This window comes from Phenylobacterium soli, assembly GCF_003254475.1.
Classification (GTDB): Bacteria; Pseudomonadota; Alphaproteobacteria; order Caulobacterales; family Caulobacteraceae; genus Phenylobacterium; species Phenylobacterium soli.
The window spans coordinates 2,800,664-2,825,913 of record NZ_QFYQ01000001.1; the positions used below are offsets into that span (position 1 = coordinate 2,800,664).

Annotated in this window: 27 protein-coding genes and 1 tRNA gene; 18 read left to right on the forward strand and 10 right to left on the reverse strand. The window is 70.6% G+C overall.

Annotation, left to right across the window (positions count from 1 at the left end):
- Nucleotides 1-75: 75 nt before the first annotated feature.
- Nucleotides 76-1,656, reverse strand: a complete 1,581-nt coding sequence (locus DJ017_RS13910) for an APC family permease (RefSeq protein ID WP_227000146.1) — start codon at nt 1,654-1,656, stop codon at nt 76-78.
- A 242-nt stretch (nt 1,657-1,898) separates the two neighbouring features.
- Between DJ017_RS13910 and DJ017_RS13915 the strand changes: the two genes are divergently transcribed.
- The 7 genes from DJ017_RS13915 to DJ017_RS13945 all read left to right on the forward strand — a co-directional run bounded on the left by DJ017_RS13915 (nt 1,899) and on the right by DJ017_RS13945 (nt 8,879).
- Nucleotides 1,899-2,567, forward strand: coding sequence for an MBL fold metallo-hydrolase (locus DJ017_RS13915; RefSeq protein WP_111529277.1), 669 nt, complete (start codon nt 1,899-1,901; stop codon nt 2,565-2,567).
- A gap of 62 nt (nt 2,568-2,629) precedes the next feature.
- Nucleotides 2,630-3,367: a response regulator gene (locus DJ017_RS13920; protein WP_111529278.1), complete on the forward strand. Its 738-nt coding sequence runs from the start codon at nt 2,630-2,632 to the stop codon at nt 3,365-3,367.
- Nucleotides 3,367-4,707, forward strand: a complete 1,341-nt coding sequence (locus DJ017_RS13925; protein ID WP_111529279.1) for an ATP-binding protein — start codon at nt 3,367-3,369, stop codon at nt 4,705-4,707. Before DJ017_RS13920 ends, DJ017_RS13925 begins: the two co-directional genes overlap by 1 nt.
- 120 nt (nt 4,708-4,827) lie before the next feature.
- Complete coding sequence (locus DJ017_RS13930; protein WP_111529280.1) at nt 4,828-6,462, forward strand: efflux RND transporter periplasmic adaptor subunit; 1,635 nt, start codon at nt 4,828-4,830, stop codon at nt 6,460-6,462.
- A 5-nt stretch (nt 6,463-6,467) separates the two neighbouring features.
- A complete protein-coding gene (locus tag DJ017_RS13935; RefSeq protein WP_377284570.1) occupies nt 6,468-7,175 on the forward strand; it encodes an ABC transporter ATP-binding protein in 708 nt (235 codons plus the stop codon).
- Nucleotides 7,172-8,401, forward strand: a complete 1,230-nt coding sequence (locus DJ017_RS13940; RefSeq protein WP_111529281.1) for an ABC transporter permease — start codon at nt 7,172-7,174, stop codon at nt 8,399-8,401. Before DJ017_RS13935 ends, DJ017_RS13940 begins: the two co-directional genes overlap by 4 nt.
- Before the next feature lie 262 nt (nt 8,402-8,663).
- Entirely contained in the window at nt 8,664-8,879 is a 216-nt protein-coding gene (locus DJ017_RS13945; protein WP_111529282.1) for a con-10 family general stress protein, read from the forward strand.
- A 10-nt stretch (nt 8,880-8,889) separates the two neighbouring features.
- Here DJ017_RS13945 and egtB read toward each other — a convergent pair whose 3' ends face one another.
- Nucleotides 8,890-11,103: an ergothioneine biosynthesis protein EgtB gene (gene egtB, locus DJ017_RS13950; protein WP_111529283.1), complete on the reverse strand. Its 2,214-nt coding sequence runs from the start codon at nt 11,101-11,103 to the stop codon at nt 8,890-8,892.
- A 217-nt stretch (nt 11,104-11,320) separates the two neighbouring features.
- On the opposite strand from egtB, the gene DJ017_RS13955 reads away from it, so the two are divergent.
- The gene (locus DJ017_RS13955) at nt 11,321-11,863 is read left to right on the forward strand and encodes a sigma-70 family RNA polymerase sigma factor (protein ID WP_111529284.1); all 543 of its coding nucleotides are present in this window, start codon (nt 11,321-11,323) and stop codon (nt 11,861-11,863) included.
- Here DJ017_RS13955 and DJ017_RS20415 read toward each other — a convergent pair.
- The gene (locus DJ017_RS20415) at nt 11,860-12,030 is read right to left on the reverse strand and encodes a hypothetical protein (protein ID WP_165830631.1); all 171 of its coding nucleotides are present in this window, start codon (nt 12,028-12,030) and stop codon (nt 11,860-11,862) included. The genes DJ017_RS13955 and DJ017_RS20415 overlap by 4 nt on opposite strands.
- A 180-nt stretch (nt 12,031-12,210) precedes the next feature.
- Here DJ017_RS20415 and DJ017_RS13960 point away from each other — a divergent pair, with 180 nt between their 5' ends.
- The 3 genes from DJ017_RS13960 to DJ017_RS13970 all read left to right on the forward strand — a co-directional run bounded on the left by DJ017_RS13960 (nt 12,211) and on the right by DJ017_RS13970 (nt 13,882).
- On the forward strand, nt 12,211-13,281 hold the full coding sequence (locus DJ017_RS13960; RefSeq protein WP_111529285.1) for a hypothetical protein: 1,071 nt from the start codon (nt 12,211-12,213) through the stop codon (nt 13,279-13,281).
- A gap of 186 nt (nt 13,282-13,467) precedes the next feature.
- Nucleotides 13,468-13,557, forward strand: a tRNA-Ser gene (locus DJ017_RS13965).
- A gap of 64 nt (nt 13,558-13,621) precedes the next feature.
- Nucleotides 13,622-13,882, forward strand: coding sequence for a hypothetical protein (locus DJ017_RS13970; RefSeq protein WP_111529286.1), 261 nt, complete (start codon nt 13,622-13,624; stop codon nt 13,880-13,882).
- A gap of 6 nt (nt 13,883-13,888) precedes the next feature.
- On the opposite strand, the gene DJ017_RS13975 is transcribed toward DJ017_RS13970, so the two are convergent.
- Both DJ017_RS13975 and DJ017_RS13980 read right to left on the reverse strand, forming a co-directional pair.
- Nucleotides 13,889-15,361 carry an ArnT family glycosyltransferase gene (locus tag DJ017_RS13975; RefSeq protein ID WP_111529287.1) on the reverse strand — a complete coding sequence of 491 codons (1,473 nt, stop codon included), beginning with the start codon at nt 15,359-15,361 and terminating at the stop codon, nt 13,889-13,891.
- On the reverse strand, nt 15,358-16,506 hold the full coding sequence (locus DJ017_RS13980; protein WP_227000147.1) for a glycosyltransferase family 2 protein: 1,149 nt from the start codon (nt 16,504-16,506) through the stop codon (nt 15,358-15,360). Before DJ017_RS13980 ends, DJ017_RS13975 begins: the two co-directional genes overlap by 4 nt.
- Before the next feature lie 181 nt (nt 16,507-16,687).
- On the opposite strand from DJ017_RS13980, the gene DJ017_RS13985 reads away from it, so the two are divergent.
- Nucleotides 16,688-17,029, forward strand: a complete 342-nt coding sequence (locus DJ017_RS13985; RefSeq protein WP_111529288.1) for a hypothetical protein — start codon at nt 16,688-16,690, stop codon at nt 17,027-17,029.
- A gap of 7 nt (nt 17,030-17,036) precedes the next feature.
- On the opposite strand, the gene DJ017_RS13990 is transcribed toward DJ017_RS13985, so the two are convergent.
- Nucleotides 17,037-17,309, reverse strand: a complete 273-nt coding sequence (locus DJ017_RS13990; RefSeq protein WP_111529289.1) for a sel1 repeat family protein — start codon at nt 17,307-17,309, stop codon at nt 17,037-17,039.
- 198 nt (nt 17,310-17,507) lie between these two features.
- Between DJ017_RS13990 and DJ017_RS13995 the strand changes: the two genes are divergently transcribed.
- Together DJ017_RS13995 and DJ017_RS14000 are read left to right on the forward strand one after the other, a co-directional pair.
- The gene (locus DJ017_RS13995; protein ID WP_111529290.1) at nt 17,508-17,894 is read left to right on the forward strand and encodes an RcnB family protein; all 387 of its coding nucleotides are present in this window, start codon (nt 17,508-17,510) and stop codon (nt 17,892-17,894) included.
- 85 nt (nt 17,895-17,979) lie between these two features.
- The gene (locus DJ017_RS14000) at nt 17,980-18,429 is read left to right on the forward strand and encodes an RcnB family protein (RefSeq protein WP_111529291.1); all 450 of its coding nucleotides are present in this window, start codon (nt 17,980-17,982) and stop codon (nt 18,427-18,429) included.
- Between the two features lie 12 nt (nt 18,430-18,441).
- On the opposite strand, the gene gatB is transcribed toward DJ017_RS14000, so the two are convergent.
- Nucleotides 18,442-19,935 carry an Asp-tRNA(Asn)/Glu-tRNA(Gln) amidotransferase subunit GatB gene (gene gatB, locus DJ017_RS14005; protein ID WP_111529292.1) on the reverse strand — a complete coding sequence of 498 codons (1,494 nt, stop codon included), beginning with the start codon at nt 19,933-19,935 and terminating at the stop codon, nt 18,442-18,444.
- A gap of 198 nt (nt 19,936-20,133) precedes the next feature.
- Here gatB and DJ017_RS20420 point away from each other — a divergent pair, with 198 nt between their 5' ends.
- Nucleotides 20,134-20,466 carry a hypothetical protein gene (locus DJ017_RS20420; protein ID WP_111529293.1) on the forward strand — a complete coding sequence of 111 codons (333 nt, stop codon included), beginning with the start codon at nt 20,134-20,136 and terminating at the stop codon, nt 20,464-20,466.
- A gap of 59 nt (nt 20,467-20,525) precedes the next feature.
- A complete protein-coding gene (locus tag DJ017_RS14015; RefSeq protein WP_227000148.1) occupies nt 20,526-20,882 on the forward strand; it encodes a RebB family R body protein in 357 nt (118 codons plus the stop codon).
- A gap of 7 nt (nt 20,883-20,889) precedes the next feature.
- On the opposite strand, the gene gatA is transcribed toward DJ017_RS14015, so the two are convergent.
- Together gatA and gatC are read right to left on the reverse strand one after the other, a co-directional pair.
- Nucleotides 20,890-22,362 (reverse strand): Asp-tRNA(Asn)/Glu-tRNA(Gln) amidotransferase subunit GatA, encoded by a 1,473-nt coding sequence (gatA, locus tag DJ017_RS14020; RefSeq protein ID WP_111529294.1) that lies wholly within the window; start codon nt 22,360-22,362, stop codon nt 20,890-20,892.
- A 2-nt stretch (nt 22,363-22,364) separates the two neighbouring features.
- A complete protein-coding gene (gene gatC / locus DJ017_RS14025; protein ID WP_111529295.1) occupies nt 22,365-22,652 on the reverse strand; it encodes an Asp-tRNA(Asn)/Glu-tRNA(Gln) amidotransferase subunit GatC in 288 nt (95 codons plus the stop codon).
- Between the two features lie 115 nt (nt 22,653-22,767).
- On the opposite strand from gatC, the gene DJ017_RS14030 reads away from it, so the two are divergent.
- Nucleotides 22,768-23,688, forward strand: coding sequence for a LysR family transcriptional regulator (locus tag DJ017_RS14030; protein WP_165830632.1), 921 nt, complete (start codon nt 22,768-22,770; stop codon nt 23,686-23,688).
- Here DJ017_RS14030 and DJ017_RS14035 read toward each other — a convergent pair.
- Nucleotides 23,648-24,589 (reverse strand): sulfotransferase domain-containing protein, encoded by a 942-nt coding sequence (locus tag DJ017_RS14035; RefSeq protein WP_227000149.1) that lies wholly within the window; start codon nt 24,587-24,589, stop codon nt 23,648-23,650. The genes DJ017_RS14030 and DJ017_RS14035 overlap by 41 nt on opposite strands.
- A gap of 157 nt (nt 24,590-24,746) precedes the next feature.
- Between DJ017_RS14035 and ruvX the strand changes: the two genes are divergently transcribed.
- On the forward strand, nt 24,747-25,214 hold the full coding sequence (gene ruvX, locus DJ017_RS14040) for a Holliday junction resolvase RuvX (protein WP_111529298.1): 468 nt from the start codon (nt 24,747-24,749) through the stop codon (nt 25,212-25,214).
- The last annotated feature ends 36 nt before the right edge of the window (nt 25,215-25,250 follow it).

Sequence of the window (25,250 nt, forward strand, 5' to 3'; positions counted from 1 at the left end):
GATCCAAAACGGAAAGAGGCGCGGCCGTGAAGCCGCGCCCCGTGCTGAAAGTCCAGCGATTCCGAAGCGGGCGGGTCAGCCCTGCCCTTCGGGCTCCTCGCCGACGCGGTGCGGCAGCTCGTGGGGCTCGCCCTCGGAGCCGGCGACCGCGACGCCGCGACCGAGCGCCGACATCCGGATCCCGTAGAGGAAGTAGATGACGATCCCCACCGCCAGATAGATCAGGAAGAAGTTCCGCGTGGCGGGCGTGGCCATCAGGCTCATCAGCAGGATGACGCACATGATCGCCCCGAGGATCGGCACGACCGGATAGAGGGGCGTGCGGAACGGCCGGGTCATGTCCTTGTGGGTGACGCGCAGGTAGATGACCGTGATGCAGACCAGGGCGAAGGCGGCCAGCGAGCCCACGTTGGTGAGGTCGGAGAGCGCGTCCAGCGACAGGAAGCCGGCGGCGAACATGGCGGCGATGCCGACGATGATCGTGTTGATCCAGGGCGTCCGGAAGGTCTTGTGCACGGTGGCCAGGGCCGACGGCAGCAGGCCGTCGCGGCTCATGGTGTAGAAGACGCGGGTCTGGCCGTAGAGCAGCACCAGCATCACCGACGACAGGCCGGCGATGGCGCCGATCTTCACCACGTAGGAGAACCAGGGCAGGCCCATCTGGTCGGTGGCGAGCGCGATCGGCGCGGCTACGTCGAGCTGGCTGTAGGGCACCACGCCGACCAGCACCGCGCAGGTGAGGATGTAGAGGATGGTGCAGATCACCAGGGCGCCGAGGATGCCGATCGGCATGTCCTTGGCCGGGTTGCGGCTCTCGGCGCCGGCGGTGGAGACCGCCTCGAAGCCGAGGTAGGCGAAGAAGATCACCGCGGCGGCGTGGATCACCCCGCCCAGGCCGTACTTGTGCTCGGTGTTGCCGGTGACGACGTCGATCAGCGCCCGGCCGATCTGGTGCCAGACATCCATGTTGGTGCCCGGCGGACGCGCCGGGATCTCGGTCGGCACCAGGGGCGACCATTGCGCCGGATGGACGTAGCGGGCGCCGATGACGATGAACAGGATGACCACCGTCACCTTGATGGCGACGATGATGTTGTTGACCGTGGCGGACTCCGTCACGCCGCGTACCAGCAGGAGGGTGACGAGGCCGATGGCGACGAGCGCCGGCAGGTTGACGACGCCGGTGGCGATGACCGCACCCGACGCATCCTTCACCTCCACGCCCGGCGCGGCAGTGAGCGCCGCGGGCACGTGGATGCCGATGTCGTGCATCAGGCTGACGAAGTAGCCGGACCAGCCCACGGCCACCGTCGAGGCGGCGAGGCCGTACTCCAGCAGCAGCAGCAGGCCCATGACCCAGGCCGCGCCCTCGCCCATCGAGGCGTAGGTGTAGGAGTAGGCCGAGCCGGAGACCGGCAGGGCCGAGGCCAGCTCGGCGTAGCAGAGGCCCACGAAGGCGCAGAGCAGGCCGGTGATGATGAAGGAGATCATGATGCCCGGCCCCGCGAACTCGGCCGCGGCGTGTCCGGTGAGCACGAAGATACCCGTGCCGATGATGCACCCGATGCCCAGCAGCACCAGGTTGAGAGCGCCGAGCGAGCGCTTCAGCTCGCCCTGCTCGTGCTCGGCCTGAATCTGGCCGACAGATTTGCGCAAGAAGATGCGCCCAATGCCCGAAGCGTTCGCCATACGGCTTTGTCCTTGTTCCCCGACTCTGCCCAACCGAGGGGCAGTTTGGGCGGCACGCTAGCCGCGCCTCACGCCCTCGGCAATCTCCGCTCGAAAGGCGGGTTTCCCCCGGCGGCGGCTTTGTTGTGAATCCGAGGACCTTCCCTATTCTAAGGACCTCTCGCATCCCCGATTTCCGGAAGTCCTGTTTGTCCGTCCCCGATCCCGACATGCCGATCCGCGCAGTCATCGCGCCGGTCACGCCGCTGCAGCAGAACTGCACCATCGTCTGGTGCGCCAAGACCATGAAGGCCGCGGTCATCGATCCGGGCGGCGAGGTCCCGCGCCTGCTGGCGGCCATCGAGCAGTACGGCCTGACCGTCGAGAAAATCTGGATCACCCACGGCCACCTCGACCATGCCGGCGGCACGGCGGCGCTGAAGGAGGCGACCGGTGCGCCGATCGAGGGGCCGCACCCCGACGACGCCTTCTGGATCGACGACATCGCCGCCTCGGGCGCCAAGTGGGGCATGCCGGACGCGCGCAGCTTCACCCCCGACCGCTGGCTGGCGGACGGCGACCGGGTCAGCCTCGGCGAGACGGAGTTCGAGGTCTACCACTGCCCCGGCCACACGCCCGGCCACGTGATCTTCTTCCACCGGGAGGCGCGGTTCGCCCAGGTGGGCGACGTGCTGTTCCAGGGCTCGATCGGGCGCACCGACTTTCCCCGCGGCAACTACCAGGACCTGATCAACTCGATCACCGGCAAGCTCTGGCCGCTGGGCGACGACGTCCGCTTCGTGCCCGGCCACGGGCCGATGTCGACCTTCGGCCAGGAGCGCAAGACCAATCCCTGGGTGGCCGACGAGATCCTCGCCGACCCGCTGGTGGGGCGATAGACGGCCGCCGTGATTTCAAACGCGAAATCCGAATGTTACGCTGAGGTCCGAACATCGGGCCCATGGAGCTATCGACCGACATGACCACCTCAGGCGCGCGCATCCTGATGGTGGACGACGACCCCGGCATCCGCGACGTGGTCTCCGACTTCCTGGGCCGCCATGGCTTCAAGGTCTCCACCGCCGCCGACGCGCGGGAGATGGAGCAGGCGCTGGAGCGCGGGCCCGTCGACCTGATCGTGCTCGACATCATGCTGCCGGGCGAGGACGGGCTGGCGGTCTGCCGGCGCATCGCCTCGGCCGAGGCCGGTCCGCCGATCATCATGCTCTCGGCCATGGGCGAGGACACCGACCGCATCGTCGGCCTCGAGCTCGGCGCCGACGACTACCTCGCCAAGCCCTGCAATCCGCGCGAGCTCCTGGCCCGCATCCGCGCCGTGCTGCGCCGGGCCGAGGTGCGCAACGGCAATTCGACGGTCGGCGCCTCCTGCGAGTTCGCCGGCTGGGCTCTCGACCTGGTCCGCCGCGAGCTGCGCTCGCCGCAGGGCGTGGTGGTCAACCTCTCGTCCGGCGAGTTCTCGCTGCTGCGGGTGTTCGTCGAGCGGCCGCAGCGGGTGCTGACCCGCGACCAGCTGCTGGAGCTGGCGCGCGGCCCCGATTCCGACGCCTTCGACCGGGCCATCGACGTGCAGATCAGCCGCCTGCGCCGCAAGCTGGACGACGGCGGCGGCGGCCAGGACCTGATCCGCACCATCCGCAACGAAGGCTACATGTTCACGCCCAAGGTCCGGCGGGCCTGATGCGGATCGCGCGCGGACGCCCGACCGCCTCGCTGTTCGTCCAGCTCCTGACGCTGACGCTGCTCACCCTGGTGGCGGCCGAGGTCATCAGCCTGCTGCTGATCTTCAACCTGCCGCCGCCGACACCCGACTTCTACCGGCTGACCGAGATCAGCCAGGCCTTCAAGCACGCCAACGTCACGTTCGCCGAGCGCCGACCGCTCGAGCTGCTGGTCACCGACCACCTGGAGGGCGTGCCCGCCGAGAGCCGCAACGCCCCGGCCCTGCGCACCGAAATCGCCAAGCAGCTCGGCGTGCCGCCCAGCCAGGTGGTGATCGCCATCGACCGCAATCCCTTCTCCGACCGGCGGGTGATGCGCACCCTGCGCGACCGGCTGGTGCGCGAGGGCGTGCGCGAGGAGCACTTCCTGGTCGCCCCCTTCGAGGTTGCGGTGAAGCGGCCCGACGGACGTTGGAACGTGGTCCGGCCGCAGCCGGCCTTCGGGCTCAATCCCTGGCAGCAGCGCATCGCCCTGTGGTTCGTCCTCTCGGCTCTGGCCATGGCGCCGGTGAGCTACATCTTCGCCCGCCGGCTGTCGGCGCCGATCCGCCTGTTCGCCGAGGCCGCCGAGCGGCTGGGCCGCGATCCGCGGGCCCCCACCCTGCACCTGCGCGGCTCGGCCGAGATCAGCACCGCGGTGCGCGCCTTCAACGACATGCAGGAGCGGCTGAAGCGGTACGTCGAGGACCGCACGGCCATGGTCGGCGCCATCGCCCACGACCTGCGCACGCCCCTGACCCGCCTGCGCTTCCGCATCGAGGCCCTGCCCGACGACCAGCGGCTGAAGATCGCCGCCGACATCGACCAGATGGAGGCGATGATCTCGGCGGCCCTGACTTTCGTGCGCGACGCCAGCATCCCCGGCGAGCGCACCCCGCTGGAGCTCTCCTCCCTGCTCGAAAGCCTGTGCGACGAGATGAGCGAGACCGGCGCGGCCACCGAGGTCGAGACCGGCGAGAAGGTGGTGCTGGAGGGCGACCCGATGGCGCTGCGCCGGCTGTTCTCCAACCTCCTCGACAACGCCGTGAAGTTCGGCGGCCGGGCCCGGGCGCGGGTGTTCCGCGAGAACGCCCATGCGGTGGTCGAGATCGAGGATGACGGGCCGGGTATCCCCAACCAAGACCGCGAGCGGGTGTTCGAGCCCTTCTACCGGCGCGAGCCCTCGCGCAACCGCCAGACTGGCGGCGCGGGCCTCGGCCTGGCCATCGTGCGCTCGATCGCCCGGGGCCACGGCGGCGACGTCGCCCTGTTCAACCGGCGGGACGGCGGCCTGACCGCCCGGGTGCAACTCCCCCTCTGAAATGTTGCAGGCAGGCTTTGTTGCTTGCGGGATAGACACGGACCGGCCCTGAAATCGCCGGGCAACTTGTCACTGATCAAAGCGGCCGACTGATTTCGCGCGAAGGTCCGTTTAACGCCCATGACCTCCAGCTCCCCGACGCGCCGCAGGGTGCGCCTCTCCCGCCCCGTCCTCATCGCCCTGGGCGTCCTCGCCCTGGTGGTGGCGGGGCTCGTGGCCTGGCAGCTGCGGCCCAAGGCGCCGAAGGATCCCTATCGCACGGCCGCGGTCGAACAGGGCGACATCACCAAGTCGGTGTCGGCCTCGGGCTCCCTGCAGGCGCTGATCACCGTCGACGTCGGCTCGCAGATCTCGGGCCAGATCTCCAAGGTGCTGGTGGACTTCAACGACCAGGTGCATCGCGGCGAGGTGCTGGCGACCATCGACCCGCAGACCTTCGAGTCGCGCGTCGCCCAGGGCCAGGCCGACATCAAGGCCGGCGAGGCCGCCGTGGCCCAGGCCCAGGCCACCCTGGCCAACGCCAAGGCCGACTACCAGCGCAAGAAGGCCCTGGTCGACAAGGGCTGGTACTCGCCCTCCACCCTCGACCGGGCGACCGCCACCTGGCGCAACGCCGAGGCCGGCCTCGCGGCGGCGCGCGCCCGCGTCGTGCAGAGCAGAGCCACCCTGCGCAGCTCGCAGGTCGACCTCAGCCGCACCAACATCGTCGCGCCCATCGACGGGGTGATCGTCGACCGCAAGATCCAGCCCGGCAACACCGTCGCCGCCAGCCTGCAGGCGCCTGTGCTGTTCACCATCGCCGAGGACCTCTCGAAGCTGCAGGTGAAGATCAGTGTCGACGAGGCCGATGTCGGCCAGGTGCGCGAGGGCCAGACGGTCCGCTTCACCGTCGACGCCTTCCCGGACGACACCTACGAGGGCGTGGTCACCCAGGTGCGCAAGCAGCCGACCACGGACCAGAACGTGGTCGCCTATACGGTGATCGCCGAGGCCGACAATCCGCAGGGCAAGCTGCTGCCCGGCATGACAGCCAACGCCGACATCGTCCTCGAGACCCGCCGCGGCGTGCTGAAGGTCCCGGTGGCGGCGCTGCGCTGGACCCCGAACGGCACGGTCAGCCCGACCCGCACGCCGAGCATGATGGGGCCCGGCGGGTTCGGCGGCCCTAGCTTCGGTGGGCCCGGCGGCGGCTTCCGCTCCGGCGGTCAGGGTCAGCGGCAGGGCCAGGGTCAGGGTCAGCAGGGCCAGAACGGCCAGGGCGGCCGCGCCAACGCCCTCGCCGCCCTGCCCGACCAGCTCGGCCTGGACGCCGCCCAGCGCAAGCAGTGGACGGCCATCGAGGCCGACCTGCGCGCCAAGATGATGGCCGCCTTCGCCTCGGCCGGCGGCGACCGCAGCCAGGTCCGCGAACAGATGAGGAAGGTCCGCGAGGACGCCTTCGCCAGGCTCGACCCCATCCTGCGGCCCGACCAGAAGCAGAAGCTGGCCGCCCTGCGCGCTCAGCTCGCCCAGGGCCGCAACCGGGGCGGCGCGACCCGCGGCGGCACGGTCTATGTGCTGCGCGAGGGCGCGCCGGTGGCGATCCCGGTGCAGGTCGGCGCGACCGACGGCACGAACACCGAGGTCTCCGGGCCCATCAAGGCGGGCGACCAGGTGATCGTCGGCGGCGGGCCAAAGGCCAAGGTCAAGGCCAACGCGCCGTTCGGCGGTGGCGGCCAGGGTTCCCAGGGTGGATCCGCCCGGATCCGCATGTAGCGCCCATGGCGATGATCGAAGTCCACGGCCTGAAGAAGCTCTACACCATGGGCGAGGAAGAGGTCGTCGCCCTGGGCGGGGTGGACCTCACCGTCGAGCGCGGCGAGCACGTGGCGGTGATCGGACCGTCCGGCTCGGGCAAGTCGACCCTGATGAACATCCTCGGCGGGCTCGACCGGCCGACGGCGGGCGACTACCGCTTCGAGGGCGAGGACATCGCCCACTTCGACGACAACGAGCTGGCCGAGTTCCGGCGGCGGCGCATCGGCTTCGTCTTCCAGTCCTTCCAGCTGCTGCCGCGGCTCTCGGCCCTGCAGAACGTCGAGCTGCCTATGATCTACGCCGGCCTCACCCCGCGCGAGCGCCGGGAGCGGGCGGCGCACCTGCTCGACCGCGTCGGGCTCGGCGCGCGCAAGGGCCACCGGCCGACCCAGATGTCCGGCGGCCAGCAGCAGCGGGTGGCGATCGCCCGGGCCCTGGCCAACAATCCCGACCTGCTGCTGGCGGACGAGCCGACCGGGGCGCTGGACAGCCAGACCGGCCAGGACGTGCTCAAGCTGTTCCATGAGCTGAACGCCGAGGGGCTGACGCTGATGATCGTCACCCACGACAACGACATCGCCGACCAGGCGCGGCGCAAGGTGATGTTCAAGGACGGGCTGATCGTCCAGGACACCATGGCTCGGCCATCCGACGTGGATGCGCCGGCATGAACTTCGTCGAGCTCATCCGCTTCGCCGGCGGCGCCATCGTCGCCAACCCGCTGCGCAGCGGCCTGACCTCGCTGGGCGTCGTCATCGGCGTCGCGGCGGTGGTGATGATGACCTCCATCGGCGCCGGCGCGCAGCAGCGGGTGACGAGCGCGATCTCCGGCCTCGGCTCCAACCTCGTGATCGTCCAGCCGAACTTCCAGCGCCCCGGCCAGGTGAACCAGGGCGCCGGCGCGGCACTGACCCTGAAGGAGAGCGACGCGGCGGCCATCGCCAAGCAGGTGGATGACGTGGCGGCCGTGGCGCCCGTGGTCCGCGGCCAGGTGCAGCTGGTCGGCGACGGCGCCAACTGGAACACCTCGATCCAGGGGGTGACGCCGGACTATCTGACCGCCCGCGACCTGAAGATCGCCTCGGGCCGGATGTTCGACGACCGCGAGGCGCGCCAGGGCCGCAAGGTGATCGTGGTCGGGCCGACCGTGGCCCGCCAGCTCTGGGGCGACGCCGACCCGCTCGGCCGGCGCGTGCGGGTGCGCAACGTGCCCTTCGACGTCATCGGCGTGCTGGAGAGCAAGGGCCAGTCGGGCTTCGGCCAGGACCAGGACGACGTGGTGCTGGCGCCGCTGGCCGCGGTGCGCTCGCGGGTGGTCGGCCGCCGGCTGCGCGGCGACGTGGTGCAGACCATCTACGTCAAGGCGGCCACCGAGGACGCCATCGACCAGGTGCAGGAGGACGTCTCCAACCTGCTGCGCGACCAGCACCACATCCGTCCCGGGGAGGACGACGACTTCCAGACCCAGAACATGGCCTCGATCCTCCAGGCCAGCCAGGCGGCGGTCTCAACCTTCACCACCCTGCTCGCCGCCGTGGCCGCCGTGTCCCTGATCGTCGGCGGCGTCGGGATCATGAACATCATGCTGGTGGCGGTGACCGAGCGGACCCGCGAGATCGGCCTGCGGATGGCGGTGGGCGCCAAGCGCTCCGACGTGCTGATCCAGTTCTCGCTCGAGGCCATGACCCTGTCCCTGGCCGGCGGCCTGATCGGCCTGACGATCGGGGTGCTGGGCGCCATCGGGGTGGCCAAGCTCGGCTCCTGGCCGGCCGCCGTGCCGCCGTGGTCCGGGCCCCTGGCGCTCGGCTTTTCGATCATCGTCGGCCTGGTGTTCGGCGCCTATCCGTCCTGGCGGGCGGCCCGCCTGGACCCGATCGAGGCCCTGCGCCGCGAGTAGCCGGCCTGCGGCCTAACCAATTCTGAGTACGATCACTGGGGCGTGACGAAAACTCGCGCCCCCCACAACGCAACCTTGGCTGCGTCTCGATGGTTAGCCTGACCGCAACCCAGTGAGACGCCATGTCCGAGACGGAAAACCACACCGTTCAAGACCTTCCGCCGGCAAGCGGACGCGCTGCCGCACGTCCGATCCCGTCCCGACTGACGACCGGGCCGGGAGCTGTGTCTCGCACGACCAACCCGACGAGGAGAGCGAACGCATGCCGACCGTAGAATCCGGAAAACCGCGGGCCCGCCGAGGCTTCGCGGCCATGAACCCCGAACGACGCCGCGAGATCGCCCGCAAGGGCGGGGCCAGCGTGCCCGGCGAGAAGCGCAGTTTCGCCAAGGACCGCGACCTGGCCGCCTCGGCCGGGCGCAAGGGCGGCGAAGCCTCCCGTGGCGGCGGCCGCTCGCGCGGCAGCCGCGAGGGCTAGGCCGAAGGCCTCAAGCCCTCAAGAGAACGGTAGCGAAGGCGGGCGTGGGGCTGACCCACGCCCGCTCGAGCATCCAGCCGGCGCGCCCCGCGAGCGCGCCGAAGCCCTCGACCGTGAACTTGGCCGAGTTCTCGGTGTGCAGGGTCTCCCCCTCCGCGAAGCGGAAGGCGCGTCCCGCCAGGCGGACCTCCTGGTCGCGCAGGCTCGCCAGGTGCATCTCGATGCGGCTCTGCGCGGGGTTCCAGACGGCGCGGTGCGCGAAGGCGTCGAGATCGAAGTCAGCCCCGAGCTCGCGGTTCATGCGGGCCAGCAGGTTCTTGTTGAACGCCGCCGTGACGCCGAGGGCGTCGTCGTAGGCCGCCACGAGGCTCGCCTCGTCCTTCACCAGATCCAGGCCCACCAGGAAGGCCGCGCCCCGCCCTAGCAGCCGGCGCGCGCCGACGAGGAAGGCCTCGGCCTCCGCCGGCGACAGGTTGCCGATGGTCGAGCCCGGGAAGAAGCCGACCACGGGCCGCCCGGCGAGCGCCTGCGGCAGCTCCAGGGCGCGGGTGAAGTCCTCCAAGAGCGGCGCGAGCGTCAGTCCCGGGTAGTCCCGGCGCAGGGCCTCGACGGCGGCGTCGAGCGCATCGGCGCTGATGTCGATGGGGGCGTAGGCGAAGAGCTGGGGCGCGGCGTCCAGCAGGATGCGGGTCTTCACGCTGGCGCCGGAGCCGAATTCGACGAGGGCCGCGCCCTTCGGGATCGCCTCGGCGATCTCGCCGGCATGGCGGCGCAGGAGCGCGATCTCGGTACGGGTCGGATAGTACTCCTCGAGCTCGCAGATCGCCTCGAACAGGCGCGAACCCTCCGCGTCGTAGAAGTATTTCGGCGGGATCGCCTTCTGCGGCCTGGCGAGGCCCTCAAGCACGTCGGCCTCGAAGTCGGCGTCGACGGCCGGCCGCGGCGCGGCGTCCCTGGCCAGGCGCACGCCCGAGAACATCCAGCGCTGCTGCGGATAGAAGAAGTTGCGGTAGCTCGCCCGCACGTGCCCGCCGGGCGTCACGCAGGCGCCGCCGCGCAGGACGAACTGACCGGCCATGAACTTGCCGTTGTACTCGCCCACCGCCCCGGCGGCGGGGCGGAACCCCGGATAGGGGCCATAGGCGCTGCGCGTCCATTCCCAGAGGTCGCCGAACATCTGGCGAAGCCCCTCCCCGCCTACGGCCGGCGCGGCTTCGAGCCGGCCGGACGGGAGGAAGGCGCCGGCGATCGGCTTGCCCGCCACGGCGTGCTCCCATTCCGCCTCGGTCGGCAGGCGCGCGCCGGCCCAGGTGGCGTAGGCGTCCGCCTCGTAGAAGCTGACGTGGCTGACCGGCTGGGCCGGATCGAGGGGGCGCAGGCCGCGCAGCGACATCACCGACCAGCCGCCCTCGCCTTCGCGCCAGTAGAGCGGCGCGCGCCAGTCCTCCTCGCGGGCGCGGGCCCAGCCTTCGGCGAGCCAGAGCTCGGGGCGGGCGTAGCCGCCGTCCTCCATGAAGGCCAGCCACTCGCCGTTGGTGACCAGGCGGTCGGCCAGGGCATAGGGCTCCAGCCAGACCTTGTGGCGCGGCCCTTCGTTGTCGAAGGCGAAGCCGTCGCCGGCATGGCCGATCTCCACCAGCCCGCCCTCGAAGCGATGGAACCGCAGGGCCGGCGGCGGGGCGGCCGGGCCGGCCGAGCGCGGCGGGGCGTAGGCGGGGTTGAGCGGCGAACAGGAGAAGAGGTGCAGCACGTCCATCAGGATCAGCTCCTGATGCTGCTGCTCATGGGCAAGGCCGAGATCGAGCAGCGCCTCGAAGCCCTCGGCGCCGTCGGCCAGGAGGCGCGCCATGGCCGCGTCCACGTGGGCCCGATAGGCGAGCACGTCGTCCACCGAGGGCCGGGTGAGCAGGCCCCGCTGCGGCCGCGGCTGCCGCGGTCCCAGCGCCTCGTAGTAGGAGTTGAATAGGTAGGCGAAGCGCGGGTCGAAGACCTTGTAGCCGGCCAGCCTGGGCTCCAGGAGGAAGGTTTCGAAGAACCAGGTGGTATGCGCCAGGTGCCATTTGGCGGGGCTGGCGTCCGGCATGGACTGGGCCTGCTGGTCCTCAGGCGTGAGGGCGCGGGTGAGCGCCTCTGTCGCCTGGCGGACCGCGCGATAGCGGTTGAGCGCGGTGGATTGCGCGGCGATGTCCGCAGCGCCCTTCGGAGGGCCCTCGGCTTGGGTCATGAAGGCCTCCCTGGCCGCGCGCCCGACGCGATGCGACGTGTGGTCGCGCCGATCTCAATTCAAGAGCGAGGCCGATCGATCCACAGGTTCTGCGCCCGGCGGCAAAATACGTCGCCGCCTTCCCCCGGATGCGCCGGAACGGATGGGAGGGGGACGCGTTTCCCGACCGCTGGAGAGCTGTAGGCAGATGGGCCCGCGAGGGTCGGATGAGGGCAGTATGGACGCGCCGTCCGGTCACTGGCGCGACGAAGTCGTCGCACTGATACCCGCCTTGCGAGCCTTCGCCTGGTCGCTGAGCCACAACGGCTCGGACGCCGACGACCTGGTGCAGGACACGCTGATCAAGGCCTGGACCAACCGGGACAAGTTCGAGCCGGGGACCAATCTTCGGGCCTGGCTGTTCACGATCCTGCGCAACACCTACTACACCAACGTGCTGCGCCGCCGCCGCGAGGTGCGCGACGAGACCGGCGAATACGCCGGCTCGCTCAAGGCCGCCCCGACCCAGGACTGGAGCATCGCCATGCGCTCGCTGCAGGTCGCCCTGCAGCAGTTGCCCGACGAACACCGCGAAGCCCTGATCCTGGTGGGCGCGGCCGGCCTCTCCTACGAGGAGGCGGCGGAGATCTGCGGTTGTGCGCTCGGCACCATCAAGAGCCGGGTGAACCGCGCCCGCGCGCGGCTGCTGAAGATCATGGACGCCGACGACGCCACCGACGTCATGGCGCTGGAGACGATGAGCGTGGCCGGTCGGGCCTAGCCAGAGCTGGCCTTCTTGACCGGCGGCTGGTCTGCCGCCTCCAGCTGCTCGACAACCGACATCAGGCGGTCCGGCGTGGGCCGGGCCTGCAGCTTGCCGAACATGCCGCGCAGCGCCTTGTCGAGCGCCTGCTTCTTCGCGCGGTCCGAACCGTCCTTCGTGGCCATGGTGTCCCGTCCCAAGGCAGTTCCTCATTGGATACCGCCGCGGGCCCGCCGACAAGCAAAGACCCGACATATGGCCAAGCTATTTTTCGCCGCACCGCCGAACAGCCCGCGCCATAGGAACACCGCCGCCTCGCCGCCGGTTGACCGCACCTTGGACAAGCGAAGCTGGAGGATCACGACATGCCTGACCGCGATCGCAATCGGGGCGGCGACAATCGGAGCGGCGATTGGGGCGCGCGTGGCCGGCACGGCCAGCACGACCGCCGAGAGCCCGACCAGGAACACCGGCGCAGCGAACGCGACCGGCCCTGGGAGCACCGCTCCTTCGGACAGGAAGACGACAGCCGCCATGGGCCCGGCAGCCACAGCCGCGAGTGGCGCGGCCCCGAAGGCGGCGAGCCCTGGCGCGGCGAGGCGCGCTATGGCGCGCGCTACGACCAGGACCGCGTCGGCTACGGCAGCCAGGGTTCCGGAGCCCAAGGCTACGGCGGCCAGGAATACGGGATGGAGGGCGGCGCCGACCATCGGCGCGATCAGGGTCGCGATCTGGGTCGCGATCAGGGTCGCGATCAGGGCGGCCGCAGCCAGGGCCGCGCCGGCTGGAGCGACGACGAGCGCCAGACCTGGAGCCCCGGCGGCGGCGAGCCCTATGGCGACCTTGAGCTGAACGCGCGCAACCGCGGCGTCCAGGAGTTCGGGCCGCCGGCCGACTACGCCTACCATCCGCAGGCCGGGCACGAGTTCGACCCGGACTATCTGCACTGGCGCGATGAGCAGATGCGCAGCCACGACCGCGATTATCGCGATTGGCGCACCAGCCAGCAGCAGCAGTACGACGACGACTATCGCAAGTTCCGCTCCGAGCGGCGCGAGCACTTCGGGCGCACCTTCACCGACTGGCGCAGCCAGCGCAGCACGGTGGGCGGGGTGCCCGACACCGGCGTCGCCGGCGGCGTCTCCGGCTATGGCGCCAAGGTCGGCATGCCCACGGGCTATGTCTCGAACCAGGCCTCCAAGCCGAGCGGCATGCTCGAGGACGACGGCGGCTCGCCCGGATCTTCCGGCGGCGCTTCGGGCGGCGGCAGCCAGGGCGGCGGCGGCGACACCTCGCCCGAGTTCGGCAAGGCCCCGCCCCAGGTCCAGGCCGCCTCGGAAGGGTGGGACGCCCGCGGTTCGGCCGAGGACAAGGTCCGCGACGACGCGAAGGCCCGGGACGACGCCAAGGCCCGCGAAGACGACAAGAAGCGCTGAGACCATTCATCGGTCGCGGTTTGCGCCCGGGGCTCGGCCGAGCCCCGGGCGTTCGCGCATGATCCGCGCCAAGACGCGTTGCCCGCGCGGGGCAGTTTGGGTATGGAGAGCCTCCCTTGCAGCCTCCGTTGGGAAAGCAATCTCCCAAACGCCCAAGGGGTCGGGCCAAAACCCGAACAAAATCAAGGTGACGTGGCCGAGTGGCTGAAGGCAACGGTTTGCTAAATCGTCATACTCGAAAGGGTATCGAGGGTTCGAATCCCTCCGTCACCGCCACCCTCCCCTCAAGCTGAGTCGGCCTGCCGAACCGAAGCCGCATTCCGCGCGCTTAGGTGGCACGATGGCCTTGCCGCCCCAGATGTCCGGATCCGACGAGCAGCCGCCCGGCGCGGGCGTCGATCCGTTGCTGAGCCTGTCCGGCCGTACGCCCGGGCCCGGCGGCCTGTGGTCGAAGCTAGGCCTCGCCGTGCTGGCCGTCCTGCTGCTGGCGCTGCTGATCGGCGGCGCGATCGTGGTGGCGCACCTCTCCCCCCGCAGCTCGCCCTCGGCCGACCAGGCCGTAGGCTCCGCCACCCTGCCGGTCGGCGGCCCGCGGCGCTGACCGGGCTCAGAAGCCGGGCAGGACCTCGTTGCGCATGTGGCAGCCGTCCGCCCAGACGTCGCGCCGGGGCTGGGCGACGCGGAAGGCGGCGTAGCGCTGGACCGGGCCGGCCTCGAACCCCCGCTCGAGCACGCCGACGGGCTCCACTACCGCAAAGCAGCGCAGCACGTCGGCGCGGTCCATCCGCCGGTCGAGGTCGATCAGCAGGCCGGGACGAGTGAAGTCGGGCCGCGGGCCTTCGTCCAGCCGGTAGCGCGCGCGCTCGCTGACCTGCAGCACCGGAGCGCGGACGCGCCCCTCGCCGACGAGCTGGGCGTGCAGGCCGTAGTTGAGCGTGCCGACCCAGGCCGCGCCTTCCCGCTGGCGCAGGGCCTCGACGTCGTCGGCGAAGCGGTCCCAGCCGGCCAGCGGCAGGGCCGGGTCGACGACGCCCAGGGAGCCGGCCCGCGGGACGGACATGTGGACGAGCGCCAGGGCGCCGACGCCGATCCCGAGCCCCGAGGCCAGGCGGCTCCAGCGGCCGCCCTCCCCGGCCGCGACGGCGGCGCAGAGCGCCAGGGGCGCATAGACCGGAACCGGCCAGTGGCCCTGGACCCGCGCGTGCAGGCTGTGGATCACCAGGTAGCCGAGGAACGGCAGGGCGCTCGTCGCCGGCAGCAGCAGGCGCCGCTCTGCCCGGAGGGCGCTGGCCACGCCGCGCGCGGCGAACACCGCGATGATCGGGTTGAGGAGGAAGGCCTGGGCCAGCAGGAACTCGGGCAGGCCGGCGGGCCGCAGGGGCGAGGGGGCGGCCCGGCCGAACTGCTTGGCGAAGGTCAGCCAGTGGTTCTGGGCGTTCCACACCACGTTCGGCGAGAAGACGGCGGCCGCCAGCAGCGCCGCGAGCCAGGGCCAGGGGGTGCGCAGCTCCGGTCTCCGCTGCGGGTCGAGCAGCAGCCAAAGGAGGATCCCGGGGGCCAGGAACAGGGTCGAGTACTTGGAGAGCAGGCCAAGGCCGGCGGCGGCGCCGGCGGCCAGCCACCAGCCGCCCCGCCCCTCGCCTTCCCCGGCGCGCGCCAGGCACCAGAGGCTGAGGATCCAGAAGAAGCAGGTGGGCGCATCGGGGATGGCCAGCATGCCGCCGAGCGCCACGGTGAACGTCGCGTTCCACCAGAGCGCCGCGCGGAAGGCGATCCGCTCGGACCCGCCGAGCCTTCGCGCCAGGTCGCCGAGCAGCCAGGTGGTCGCGCCGGCCGAGAGGGTCGGCAGCAGGCGTACGCCGAGCGCAGTGTCGCCGCAGATCCGCTGCCCCAGCCAGATCCACCAGGCGATCATCGGCGGATGGTCGTAGTAGCCGAGCTGCAGGTGCTGGGCCCAGATGCGGTAGTAGGACTCGTCCTCGGTCAGGTGGACGAGCGCGGCCGGCGCGAGGCGCAGCAGGCCGGCGGCGAGCGCCAACAGTCCCAGCCGGGCGCCGAAGGTGAGCGGAGCGCGGCTCACCAGACGGCGATCGAGGTGGTCGTGAAGTTCCAGGCCGCGCCGACGGCGGCGCCGGCCAGTCCGGCCAGCCACCAGATCGGCAGGTGGTCGTGCAGGGCCGCGGCGACGCCGATGTTGGCCGCCAGGCCCGCCGAGCAGAACAGGCAGAACTTCAGGTAGCCGGTGACCAGCGCCAGGCCGCGCTTGCGGCGGCTGCGATAGGTCACGGCGTTGTTGATCAGGTAGTTGGAGGTCATGGCGGTCAGCGCCGCCACCGCCTGGGCGTCGGCGAAGCCGAAGCGCAGGAAGGCGCGCAGCACCACGATGTGCACCGCCACGCCGCTGGCGCCCACCAGGCCGAACATGATCGCCCGCGGCGAGAGCATGTCGCGGCTGAGCTTGGCGGCGATCAGGCTGAGGTACTGGGCGACCACCCCGTGGTCGAGCTTGCTGCGCCCCGCCAGGCGCGGCCGGAACTCGTACGGAAGCTCGACGCAGCGCGGCGGCTGCGGCTGGCAGGCGAGGATGTCGAAGAGCACCTTGAAGCCGTTCACCGCCAGCTTGCCCGCGACGCGGTCGACGACCTCCCGGCGCATCATGAAGAAGCCGCTCACCGGATCGGTGAGGCTGATCGAGAGCGCCTTGCGGCCGAGCCAGTTGGCGAGGCGGCTGCCGAGCCGGCGGCGCGCGCCCGCAAGGCCCGCCACCACACGGGCCTCAGGCTGCAGGTAGCGGCTGCCGATGGCCACCTCCGCCGAACCGGCGCGCAGGACGCGGAGCATCTCGGGCAGCAGGGCCTCGTCGTGCTGCAGGTCGGCGTCCATGACCGCGATGAACGGCGCGGAGCTGGCGAGGGCCCCCTCGACCACCGCCCCGGCGAGGCCGCGGCGGCCGACGCGGCGAATGCAGCTGACCCGCGGATCGCGCGCGGCCACCGCCTTGGCCACCTGCCAGGTGCCGTCCGGCGAGTCGTCGTCGACCAGGATCACTTCCCAGGCGATGCCCGCGAGCGCCGTCTCGAGCCGGGCGAGCAGCTCGGGGATGTTCTCCCGCTCCTCGTAGGTCGGGATGACGATGCTGAGCTCGAGCGGATAGGCCGCCGCCGCCACACGCGGACTGGCGGCCGCGCTGTCCGGCGCGTCCGCCGCCAAGGCCAGATGTTCCAAGACTCTTCGCCCCCGTCGCTACCCGTCGGCGCCTCCAGCGCCGCCATGATGGGTTGACGCCGCCGCGCGGATGGCTCCTCAAATGGTTTCAGACGTAACGTGAGGGCGGGGGCCTTCGGCGGCGTCTAAGGGTTATGGGCGTCGAACGGGGGACGCGGGCTTGAGACCCATCTTGGGACCCATGACAGGGACGCGAAGAGCACGGCTGCTGCTTGCCGCCGGCCTGGCGCTGGCCGGCCTGGCGCTGGGCGGCTGCAGCTGGCTGCGCGCCGCCAACGAGCCCACCGACCTGCCGGCCGTCATGACCGGGCGCAAGGTGACGGTGCAGCTGCGCTGGAGCGGCGATGACCCGCTGCCGACGGCGGAGAAGTATTGCGCGGAGGTAGGCGGCTATCCCTGGCCGCTGGAGTTCAAGTCCTCACGGGCGAGCTATGAGTGCGTCGCGGACGGTCGCCCGCACACAGGCGGACGGAATGGCGAGCACGTCGGGCCGGCGCTCGGCTCCCGAGGCTCGATCAACTAGCGCTCGCTCAGCCGCGGGCCAGCCACTCGCGGGCCTGGCGCTGGGCTTCGGCGACGTCCTCGAGGGCCATCTCGTCAGCCAGCTCCTTGCGGTAGACCTTGGCTTCCACCGAACCGCGCATGGCGGCGAGGTTGAACAGCATGTGGGCCGACACATAGTCGAGCGGCGCGCCGCCCTGCCCGGTCGAATACAGCAGACCCAGGCGGAACAGCTCGTCGCCGGACGCGTCCGGCTTCGGCAGCGGCAGAGCTTCGTTCGCGACTTCCATGCCGTGCAGCATGATCTTCGTTCCCGGTTGGCCGGCGAGGTCGGAAGCGCCCCATTCCGGTCTTATGCGTTAAGCAGGAAACGCCGGTCACGCTGAACACATGGTTAAGGCCGCTGTTGTCAGCGCGTCATGTTCGCTGCGCCTACAGTGGAGCTTTTGGCCCTTGCGGGACGTTCTTGTTCCTGAGGGACAAGAACCTTGGAGAGACGCTTGAAGATTCATCGCATCGCCACCGCAGCCGGGCTGGCCGCCCTGATGACCGCCGGCCTTGCCGCCTCGGGCGCGATGGCCGATCCGCCGCCCTGGGCCGGTCACGGTAACGGGCATGGCCACGGCAATCCGCACGGCACGCCGCCGGGCCTGGCCAAGAAGCCCTACGGCATGCCTCCCGGCCAGGCGAAGAAGATGTGGCGCCAGGGCGAACGGCTGCCGATGGCCTATGTCACCGAGGAGCGCTACGTGGTCTACGACCCCTACCGCTACGACCTGCCGCCGGCGCCCTACGGCTATCGCTGGGTGCGGGTCTACGACCGCTACTATCTGGCCCAGACCGAGACCGGCCTGATCAGCCAGGTGATCGGCGAACTGCTCCGCTAGCCGAACGGCCCGTTCAGCCGCAGTTCACGGACAGGCGGCGATAAGAGGCTCGACGTAACCCCCGCAATTGGGATCAATCGAGCCGATGAGGCGACTTATCGCCACCTTCGCCGTGATCGCCGCCGCCCTGGGCCTGGCCCTGGCCGACGCCGCCGCCGCGCGCGAGCACGGCGGCCGCTGGGACGGCGGCGAGCGCGGCGGCGCGGCCTGGGGCCGCGAACGCGGCGGCCCGCCCGGCTGGGGCCGCGGCCAGGATCGCGGGGATCGCTCCCCGGATCGCCCGCAGGAACGCCGCTTCGAACGACGCGAGATGCCGCCGGAGGCCTATGGCCCGCCGCCGAGCTACGACCAGCCCCGTTACCAGCCCCGGCGCGGCGGCTACCTGCCGCCGCAGGCCCGCGGCGGGGTGGTGCAGGACTATGGCCGCTATCGCCTGCGTCCGCCCCCGCCCGGCTACGGCTGGGTCCGCTCGGGCCGCAGCATGATGCTCATGGACATGGGCACCGGCCAGGTCTTCGACGTGGTGCCGGACTAGGGCCGGCCTGCCTCAGACGCCGAGCTTGCTCTTCAGGAGCTGGTTGACCGCGCCCGGATTGGCCTTGCCGCCGGTGGCCTTCATCACCTGGCCGACGAACCAGCCGATCGCCTGGGGCTTTTCCTTCACCGCCTCGGCCTGGCCGGGATTGGCGGCGATCAGGTCGTCGATGATCTTCTCGAGCGCGCCGGTGTCGGAGACCTGCTTGAGGCCCTGCTTCTCGACGATCTCGGAAGGGCTGCCCTCGCCCAGCCACATGCGCTCGAAGACGTCCTTGGCGATCTTGGAGGAGATCACCCCCTCCTCGATGAGCTGGACGAGCTCGGCGATGGCGGCCGGGAAGACCGGGCTGTTCTCGATGTCGAGGCCGCCGGCCGTCAGCTTGGCGGCGAGGTCGTTGGTCACCCAGTTGGCCACCAGCTTGGCGTCGCGGCCCTTGGCCGCGGCCTCGTAGAAGTCCGCCTTGGCCTGTTCGGAGATCAGCACGCCGGCGTCGTAGGCGGACAGGCCGTACTGGCTCTGGAAGCGCTGCTTCTTGGCGTCCGGCAGCTCGGGCAGGCTCGCCTCGATGCGCTTCACCCAGGCCGGGTCGAGCTCCAGCGGCAGGAGGTCGGGATCGGGGAAGTAGCGGTAGTCGTGCGCCTCTTCCTTGGAGCGCATGGAGCGCGTCTCGCCCTTGCCCGGGTCGAACAGCCGGGTCTCCTGGTCGATCTTGCCGCCGTCCTCCAGGATCTCGATCTGGCGGCGGGCCTCGTACTCGATCGCCTGCTGCATGAAGCGGAATGAGTTGACGTTCTTGATCTCGCAGCGGGTGCCGAGATGGCTGAAGTCGCCGCTCTCGCGGAACTTCTCGTAGGCGCCGGGGCGGCACACCGACACGTTCACGTCGGCGCGCAGGTTGCCCTTGTCCATGTCGCCGTCGCAGGAGCCGAGGTAGATCAGGATGGTCCTGAGCTTCTTCACGTAAGCCACGGCTTCGTCTGAAGTTCTCATGTGCGGCCGCGAGACGATCTCCATCAGCGCGGTGCCCGCGCGGTTGAGGTCGACGTAGGTGGCGTTGGGGTCGAGGTCGTGGATCGACTTGCCGGCGTCCTGCTCCAGGTGCAGGCGCTCGATGCCGACCGTGAAGGTGGTGCCGTCGTCGCGCTCGACGAGCACCTCGCCCTCGCCGACGATCGGGTTCTGGAACTGGCTGATCTGATAGCCCTGCGGCAGATCCGGATAGAAGTAGTTCTTCCGGTCGAAGCGGCTCTTCAGATTGATCTGCGCCTTGAGGCCAAGGCCGGTCTTCACCGCCTGCTCGACGCAGAAGCGGTTGATGACGGGCAGCATGCCGGGCATGGCCGCATCGACGAGGCTGACCTGCTCGTTCGGCCCGGCCCCGAAGCCGACGGCGGCGCCGGAGAACAGCTTGGCGCGCGAGGCCACCTGGGCGTGGACCTCGAGGCCGAGAACGATTTCCCACGGGCCGGTGCGGCCCTCGATCTGCTTGCTGGCTTCGCTCATGGGCCCTCACTAGCGCGCGTCCAGCCAAAGTGGAATGCGCGCCGCCGCCAAATTTGCCGCTTCACCGCCGGCGCCGCTCGCCGGGGCGCCCATGCCCTCGGGCCATGGTTCAATTGCAGGATGCTTGCACGGGTTCGAAAAACAGGTCTCTTGATGGGGTTTCGAAAAATCCCGTTCGGGGAATCCAGGGGAAACACCATGAAGACCAAGATCGCGGCGAGCCTGATCGCCCTCACCGCCCTCGCCGCCGCTCCCGCGCTCGCCCAGACGCAGGCCGCCGCCGCCCCGGCCGCCGCCAGCGCCACGGCCTCCGCCGGCCTCTCGGTCGACAAGACGCCGATCAGCGACATCATCAAGAACGAGAAGGCCAAGGCCGCCCTGGAAGCCGCCCTGCCCCCGATCTCCCAGTACTACGACCAGATCGGCGGCATGACGCTGGCCCAGGTGGCTCCGATGAGCCAGGGCGCCCTCGACGACGCCAAGCTGAAGTCGATCCAGGCCGAGTTCGACAAGATCAACGCCGGTAAGTAAACGGCGGAACCGATCAGCCCCCGGCCCCGGCCGGGGGCTTTTTGTTTGGGGGGAAGAGGATGCGGACGATCGCCATGAGCCTGGCGCTCGCCATGACGGCGGGGACGGCCCTGGCGCAGACCGGGACTCCGGCCGCGAGCAACAACCTCGGCCAGCAAAACGCCGTCTCCAACCAGCAGTCGCACAGCCAGCTCGGGGTCGCCGCGCCCAACGCCGAGCTGTCGCACGCGGCGCACAACGCCACCAACGGCCAGCAGCAGCGCAACACGGTCGATCAGGCGAGCACCACCCAGGGCGTCTCGCTGGGCTACGGCTCCGACACCAGCGCCACGGCGGTGGGGATCGCGCAGATCCTCGACGCCGGCCAGGCCAAGCCCGCGGACAAGGACTCCGCCGAAGCGAAGCCCCGGCCCTAGGCCGTCCTCACCACCACTTCTTCGGCTTGGCCTTGAACTCGGCGGCCTTTTCGAGGGCGCCGGCCAGCGAGAACACCGTGCCCTCGTCCAGGGCCCGGCCGATCAGCTGCAGGCCGAGCGGCAGGCCGTTGGAATCGAGGCCGGCCGGCAGGCTGAGCCCCGGCAGGCCCGCCAGGTTCACCGTCACCGTGAAGATGTCATTCAGGTACATGGCGACCGGATCGTCCGACTTCTGACCGAGGCTGAAGGCGGCGGAGGGCGCGGTCGGCGTCAGCAGGGCGTCCACCTTCTGGAACGCCTGGTCGAAGTCGTCTGCGATGCGCCGGCGCACCTTCAGCGCCTTGAGGTAATAGGCGTCGTAGTAGCCGGCCGAGAGCACATAGGTGCCGATCAGGATGCGGCGCTTCACCTCGGCGCCGAAGCCCGCGGCGCGCGAGCCCTCGTAGGTCTCGGTGAGGTTCGAGCCGTCGACGCGCAGGCCGTAGCGCATGCCGTCGTAGCGGGCGAGGTTCGAGGACGCCTCGGCCGGGGCGACGATATAGTAGGCCGGCAGGGCGTACTTGGTGTGCGGCAGGGAGACCTCGACGATCTCGCAGCCGGCCTCCTTCAGCCAGGCGATGCCTTTTTCCCAGATGGCGTCGATCTCCGGCGGCATGCCGTCGACGCGGTACTCCTTCGGCACCCCGATCCGCAGGCCCTTCACCGACCGGCCGACGTGGGCGGCGAAGTCGGGGGTGTCGACCGGTAGGCTGGTGGAGTCCTTGGGGTCGTGGCCGCACATCGACTTCAGGAGGATGGCGGCGTCCTCGACCGTGCGGGCGATCGGGCCGGCCTGGTCGAGGGACGACGCGAAGGCCACGACGCCCCAGCGCGAGCAGCGGCCGTAGGTCGGCTTGATGCCGACGGTGCCGGTGAAGGCCGCCGGCTGGCGGATCGAGCCGCCGGTGTCGGTGGCCGTGGCGCCCAGGCACAGCTCGGCGGCGACCGCCGCGGCCGAGCCGCCGGACGAGCCGCCCGGAGTCAGCTTGGCGTTACCGCCCTCGGCCATCCACGGGTTGACCACCGGCCCGAAGGCCGAGGTCTCGTTGGACGAGCCCATGGCGAACTCGTCCATGTTCAGCTTGCCGAGCATCACCGCGCCGTCGCGCCACAGGTGGGACGTGACGGTGGATTCGTAGGTCGGCTTGAAGTCGCCGAGGATCTTCGAGCAGGCCGTGGAGCGCACGCCCTCGGTGCAGAACAGGTCCTTGATGCCGAGCGGCGCGCCGTCCAGCGGACCGGCCGCGCCCTTGGCGCGGCGCGCGTCGGACGCCTTGGCCATGTCGAGCGCCTTCTCCGGCGTCTCCAGCACATAGGCGTTGAGCGCCCGGGCGGCTTCCACCGCCTCGACGTGGGCCTGGGTCAGCTCGACCGAGGAGAAGGCCTTCTTCTCGAGGCCGTCGAGGGCGGCCTTGAGGGTAAGCGAGGTGAGCTCGGACATGACTATTCGACCACCTTCGGCACCACGAAGAAGTTGTTCGCCGCCTTGGGCGCGTTGGCGAGCACGCGCTCGGGCGCGCCGCCGTCGGTGACCTCGTCCTCGCGCATCGGCAGCGGGGTGTGGATCGCCGTGGTCATCGGCTCGACGTCGGCGGTGTCGACCTCGTTGAGCTGCTCGATCCACGCGAGGATGCCCGAAAGCTCCTTCGCCAGCGGCTCCAGCTTCTCCTCGGGCTCGGCGATCCGCGCCAGCCGGGCGACCTTGCGGACGGTCGCTGCGTCGATGGCCATGCCACCCTCCTTGATCCGAGCGCGTGGGTTAGCCGCGCTAGCCCTCACTTTGCAAGCGCCGCACGCCCAAGATCGCTGGTTGTCAGGAACCTGCCTCCTCCACCACACTCGAGCTGTGTTCGACTGGAACGACCTAAAATACTTCCTGGCCGTGGCCAGGGCCGGCTCGACGCTCGGCGGGGCGAGCGCGCTCAAGCTCAGCCAGACCACCGCCGCGCGCCGCATCGCGGCCCTGGAGAGCGCGCTCGGCGCCCGGCTCTTCGAGCGCAACCGCTCGGGCTACCGCCTGACCGAGGTCGGCGAGGAGCTGCTCGCCCATGCCGAAAGGGTGGAGGCGGAGGCCAGGGCGCTGCAGCACGCCATCGAGCAGCGGGCGCGGCGCCTGGCGGGCACGGTGCGCGTCGCCACCAACGAGCCGCTGGCCAACCTTCTGATCGTCCCGACCCTGCGCCAGTTCGGCGAACGCCATCCCGACGTCCGCGTCGAGGTGCTGATCGACGACCGGGTGGTGAACCTCGCCCGCGGCGAGGCCGACGTGGCGCTGCGCGGCGCCTACACCACCGGCGAGGGAGACCTGGTGGGCCGCCGGCTCGCCGACCTGCCGTGGTCGGTCTACGCCAGCGCCGACTACGCCGCCCGGCGCGGCGTTCCCGACGGGCCGGAGGCGGTCGCCCGCCATACCGTCATCGGCGGCGTCGGCCTCGTCTCGCGCATGCCGGGGCCGGAGTGGCTGGAACGGCAGACCCGCGAGCCGGTGACCACGCGCTCGGACAGCGTCACCAACATGCTGACCGCGACTCGGGCGGGCCTGGGGCTCGCCGCCCTGCCCTCGGTGCTGGCCGACAGCTACGAGGACCTGGTGGTCTGCTTCCGCCTGCCGGCCGACTTCACGGCGGGGCTCTGGCTGCTCACCCGGCAGGCGCTCAAGACCGACCCCTGCGTGCGCGCCTTCAACGACTTCATCGCCCAGCAGGTGAGCGCCAACCGCGCCCTCTTCAGGCCGCGCGAGTCCGGGCCGCCGCCAGTCCTCCCTTGACCAGGCGCCCGTTCGCCAGCCAGGCCGCACAGTCCGGCCCGAGCTCGGCCAGGGCCTTGGCCTCGTAGGCTGCCGATTCCTCGGCCGACAGCACCTCGCGCCAGCGGCCGTTGACGCCCTTGTTCATGAAGGTCTGCGCGCCGTGCTCGAAGATCGCCCCGCCGAGGGGCGCCACCTCGGTGGCGTGGGCCTTCATGTAGTCGAAGCTGGTGTGCTCCAGGATCGCCGGCCAGCGGTCCTCGGGAATCTCGCAGCCGAGGAAGGCGGCGATCTCGCGCATCTCGCCCTCCGGGTCGGCCTTGAGGTCGGCGAAGTGGACGAGGCGCACGTTCGGCAGGTCGCGGGCCGCCCACCAGGTGGCGACGTTCTCGAAGAACGACCAGAACGGCGCGCCGTCGTTCTCGACCCAGTGGTTGAAGTAGCGGCGGATGTCGGGGTCGGGCCGCTCGATCGGCGGGCCGACGCGCCCGGGAGTCTCGTTGAGCAGCTGGTACCAGAGGTCGTTGGCCCCGGCGTGATGGTTGTAGAGGCTCCAGGCCACGTCACGGCCGTCGCGGGCGACATAGAGGTACTTGGCCCGGGGCGAGAAGGTCAGGGCGTCGAGCGGCAGGTGCGTCTTGACGATGCGACGGTGGGTCTGCGCCTCGAGCTTGTCCATGGTGTCCGGCGGCATGATGCGCAGGTCGAGCCAGGGGGAGATGTCGTTGACGGTCACCGCCGGATCGCCGGCGAACACCAGCTGGGCGACGATCTGCTGGGTCCAGGTGGTGCCCGACTTCGCATAGGTGGCGACGATCACGTCGTCGTCGCGGAAGGCGAACCGGTTCCAGATGGTGGAATCCATGTGGTGGTTGTGCAGTTCGCGCGTCTTGCGCGGCGGGACGGCTTGAGGTTGGGCCACGGCGTGACTCCCGTATGGGTCGTGCTTCAAGAGGCCGCGCTGATATCGGCGTTATGGGAGGCTCCTCAATCCCCGAGATCGACGAGCCATCTGCGAAAATGGTGAACCGGCGCCGTAGCGGCCGGATGCGCCAGGGACGGATGTGCTAAGGACGCGCATGGCCGTCGTCGATCTCCTGGACCTTCCCGCGCAGCTGCCTTCGGGCCAGGGCCTCCTGGGCCTCGACCTCGGCGAGAAGACCATCGGGGTGGCGATCGCCGATTCGACCCTCTCGATCGCCTCGCCGCTGGAGCTGATCCGCAAGACCAAGTTCACCGACGAGGCCGAGCGGCTGTTCAAGCTGATGGCCGAGCGCCGGGCCGGCGGCATCGTCGTCGGCCTGCCGGTCAACATGGACGGGACCGAGGGGCCGCGCTGCCAGTCGAACCGCGCCTTCGCCCGCAACCTGCTGCGGCTCCGGGACATGCCGATCGCCTTCTGGGACGAGCGGATGAGCTCGATGGCGGTCAACCGCATGCTGATCGACGAGGCGGACGTCACCCGCTCCCGCCGCGCCGAGCTGGTCGACAAGGCCGCCGCCGCCTGGATCCTGCAGGGCGCCCTGGACCGGCTGCGGAACGCCTAGTCGCGCTCGCGCAGCCGGTCGCTGCCAGAGGCGGCC

Coding starts and splice junctions, on each gene's coding strand:
- DJ017_RS13920 (WP_111529278.1), top strand. CDS start 2,630: ATGGAGCTATCGACCGACATGACCACCTCAGGCGCGCGCATCCTGATG.
- ruvX (WP_111529298.1), top strand. CDS start 24,747: ATGGCCGTCGTCGATCTCCTGGACCTTCCCGCGCAGCTGCCTTCGGGC.
- DJ017_RS14015 (WP_227000148.1), top strand. CDS start 20,526: ATGCGGACGATCGCCATGAGCCTGGCGCTCGCCATGACGGCGGGGACG.
- DJ017_RS13925 (WP_111529279.1), top strand. CDS start 3,367: ATGCGGATCGCGCGCGGACGCCCGACCGCCTCGCTGTTCGTCCAGCTC.
- DJ017_RS20420 (WP_111529293.1), top strand. CDS start 20,134: ATGAAGACCAAGATCGCGGCGAGCCTGATCGCCCTCACCGCCCTCGCC.
- gatA (WP_111529294.1), bottom strand. CDS start 22,362: ATGTCCGAGCTCACCTCGCTTACCCTCAAGGCCGCCCTCGACGGCCTC.
- DJ017_RS13985 (WP_111529288.1), top strand. CDS start 16,688: ATGACAGGGACGCGAAGAGCACGGCTGCTGCTTGCCGCCGGCCTGGCG.
- DJ017_RS13935 (WP_377284570.1), top strand. CDS start 6,468: ATGGCGATGATCGAAGTCCACGGCCTGAAGAAGCTCTACACCATGGGC.
- DJ017_RS14000 (WP_111529291.1), top strand. CDS start 17,980: ATGAGGCGACTTATCGCCACCTTCGCCGTGATCGCCGCCGCCCTGGGC.
- DJ017_RS20415 (WP_165830631.1), bottom strand. CDS start 12,030: ATGGCCACGAAGGACGGTTCGGACCGCGCGAAGAAGCAGGCGCTCGAC.
- DJ017_RS13970 (WP_111529286.1), top strand. CDS start 13,622: ATGGCCTTGCCGCCCCAGATGTCCGGATCCGACGAGCAGCCGCCCGGC.
- gatC (WP_111529295.1), bottom strand. CDS start 22,652: ATGGCCATCGACGCAGCGACCGTCCGCAAGGTCGCCCGGCTGGCGCGG.
- DJ017_RS13990 (WP_111529289.1), bottom strand. CDS start 17,309: ATGCTGCACGGCATGGAAGTCGCGAACGAAGCTCTGCCGCTGCCGAAG.
- DJ017_RS13955 (WP_111529284.1), top strand. CDS start 11,321: ATGGACGCGCCGTCCGGTCACTGGCGCGACGAAGTCGTCGCACTGATA.
- egtB (WP_111529283.1), bottom strand. CDS start 11,103: ATGACCCAAGCCGAGGGCCCTCCGAAGGGCGCTGCGGACATCGCCGCG.
- DJ017_RS13960 (WP_111529285.1), top strand. CDS start 12,211: ATGCCTGACCGCGATCGCAATCGGGGCGGCGACAATCGGAGCGGCGAT.
- DJ017_RS13940 (WP_111529281.1), top strand. CDS start 7,172: ATGAACTTCGTCGAGCTCATCCGCTTCGCCGGCGGCGCCATCGTCGCC.
- DJ017_RS13915 (WP_111529277.1), top strand. CDS start 1,899: ATGCCGATCCGCGCAGTCATCGCGCCGGTCACGCCGCTGCAGCAGAAC.
- DJ017_RS13945 (WP_111529282.1), top strand. CDS start 8,664: ATGCCGACCGTAGAATCCGGAAAACCGCGGGCCCGCCGAGGCTTCGCG.
- gatB (WP_111529292.1), bottom strand. CDS start 19,935: ATGAGCGAAGCCAGCAAGCAGATCGAGGGCCGCACCGGCCCGTGGGAA.
- DJ017_RS13930 (WP_111529280.1), top strand. CDS start 4,828: ATGACCTCCAGCTCCCCGACGCGCCGCAGGGTGCGCCTCTCCCGCCCC.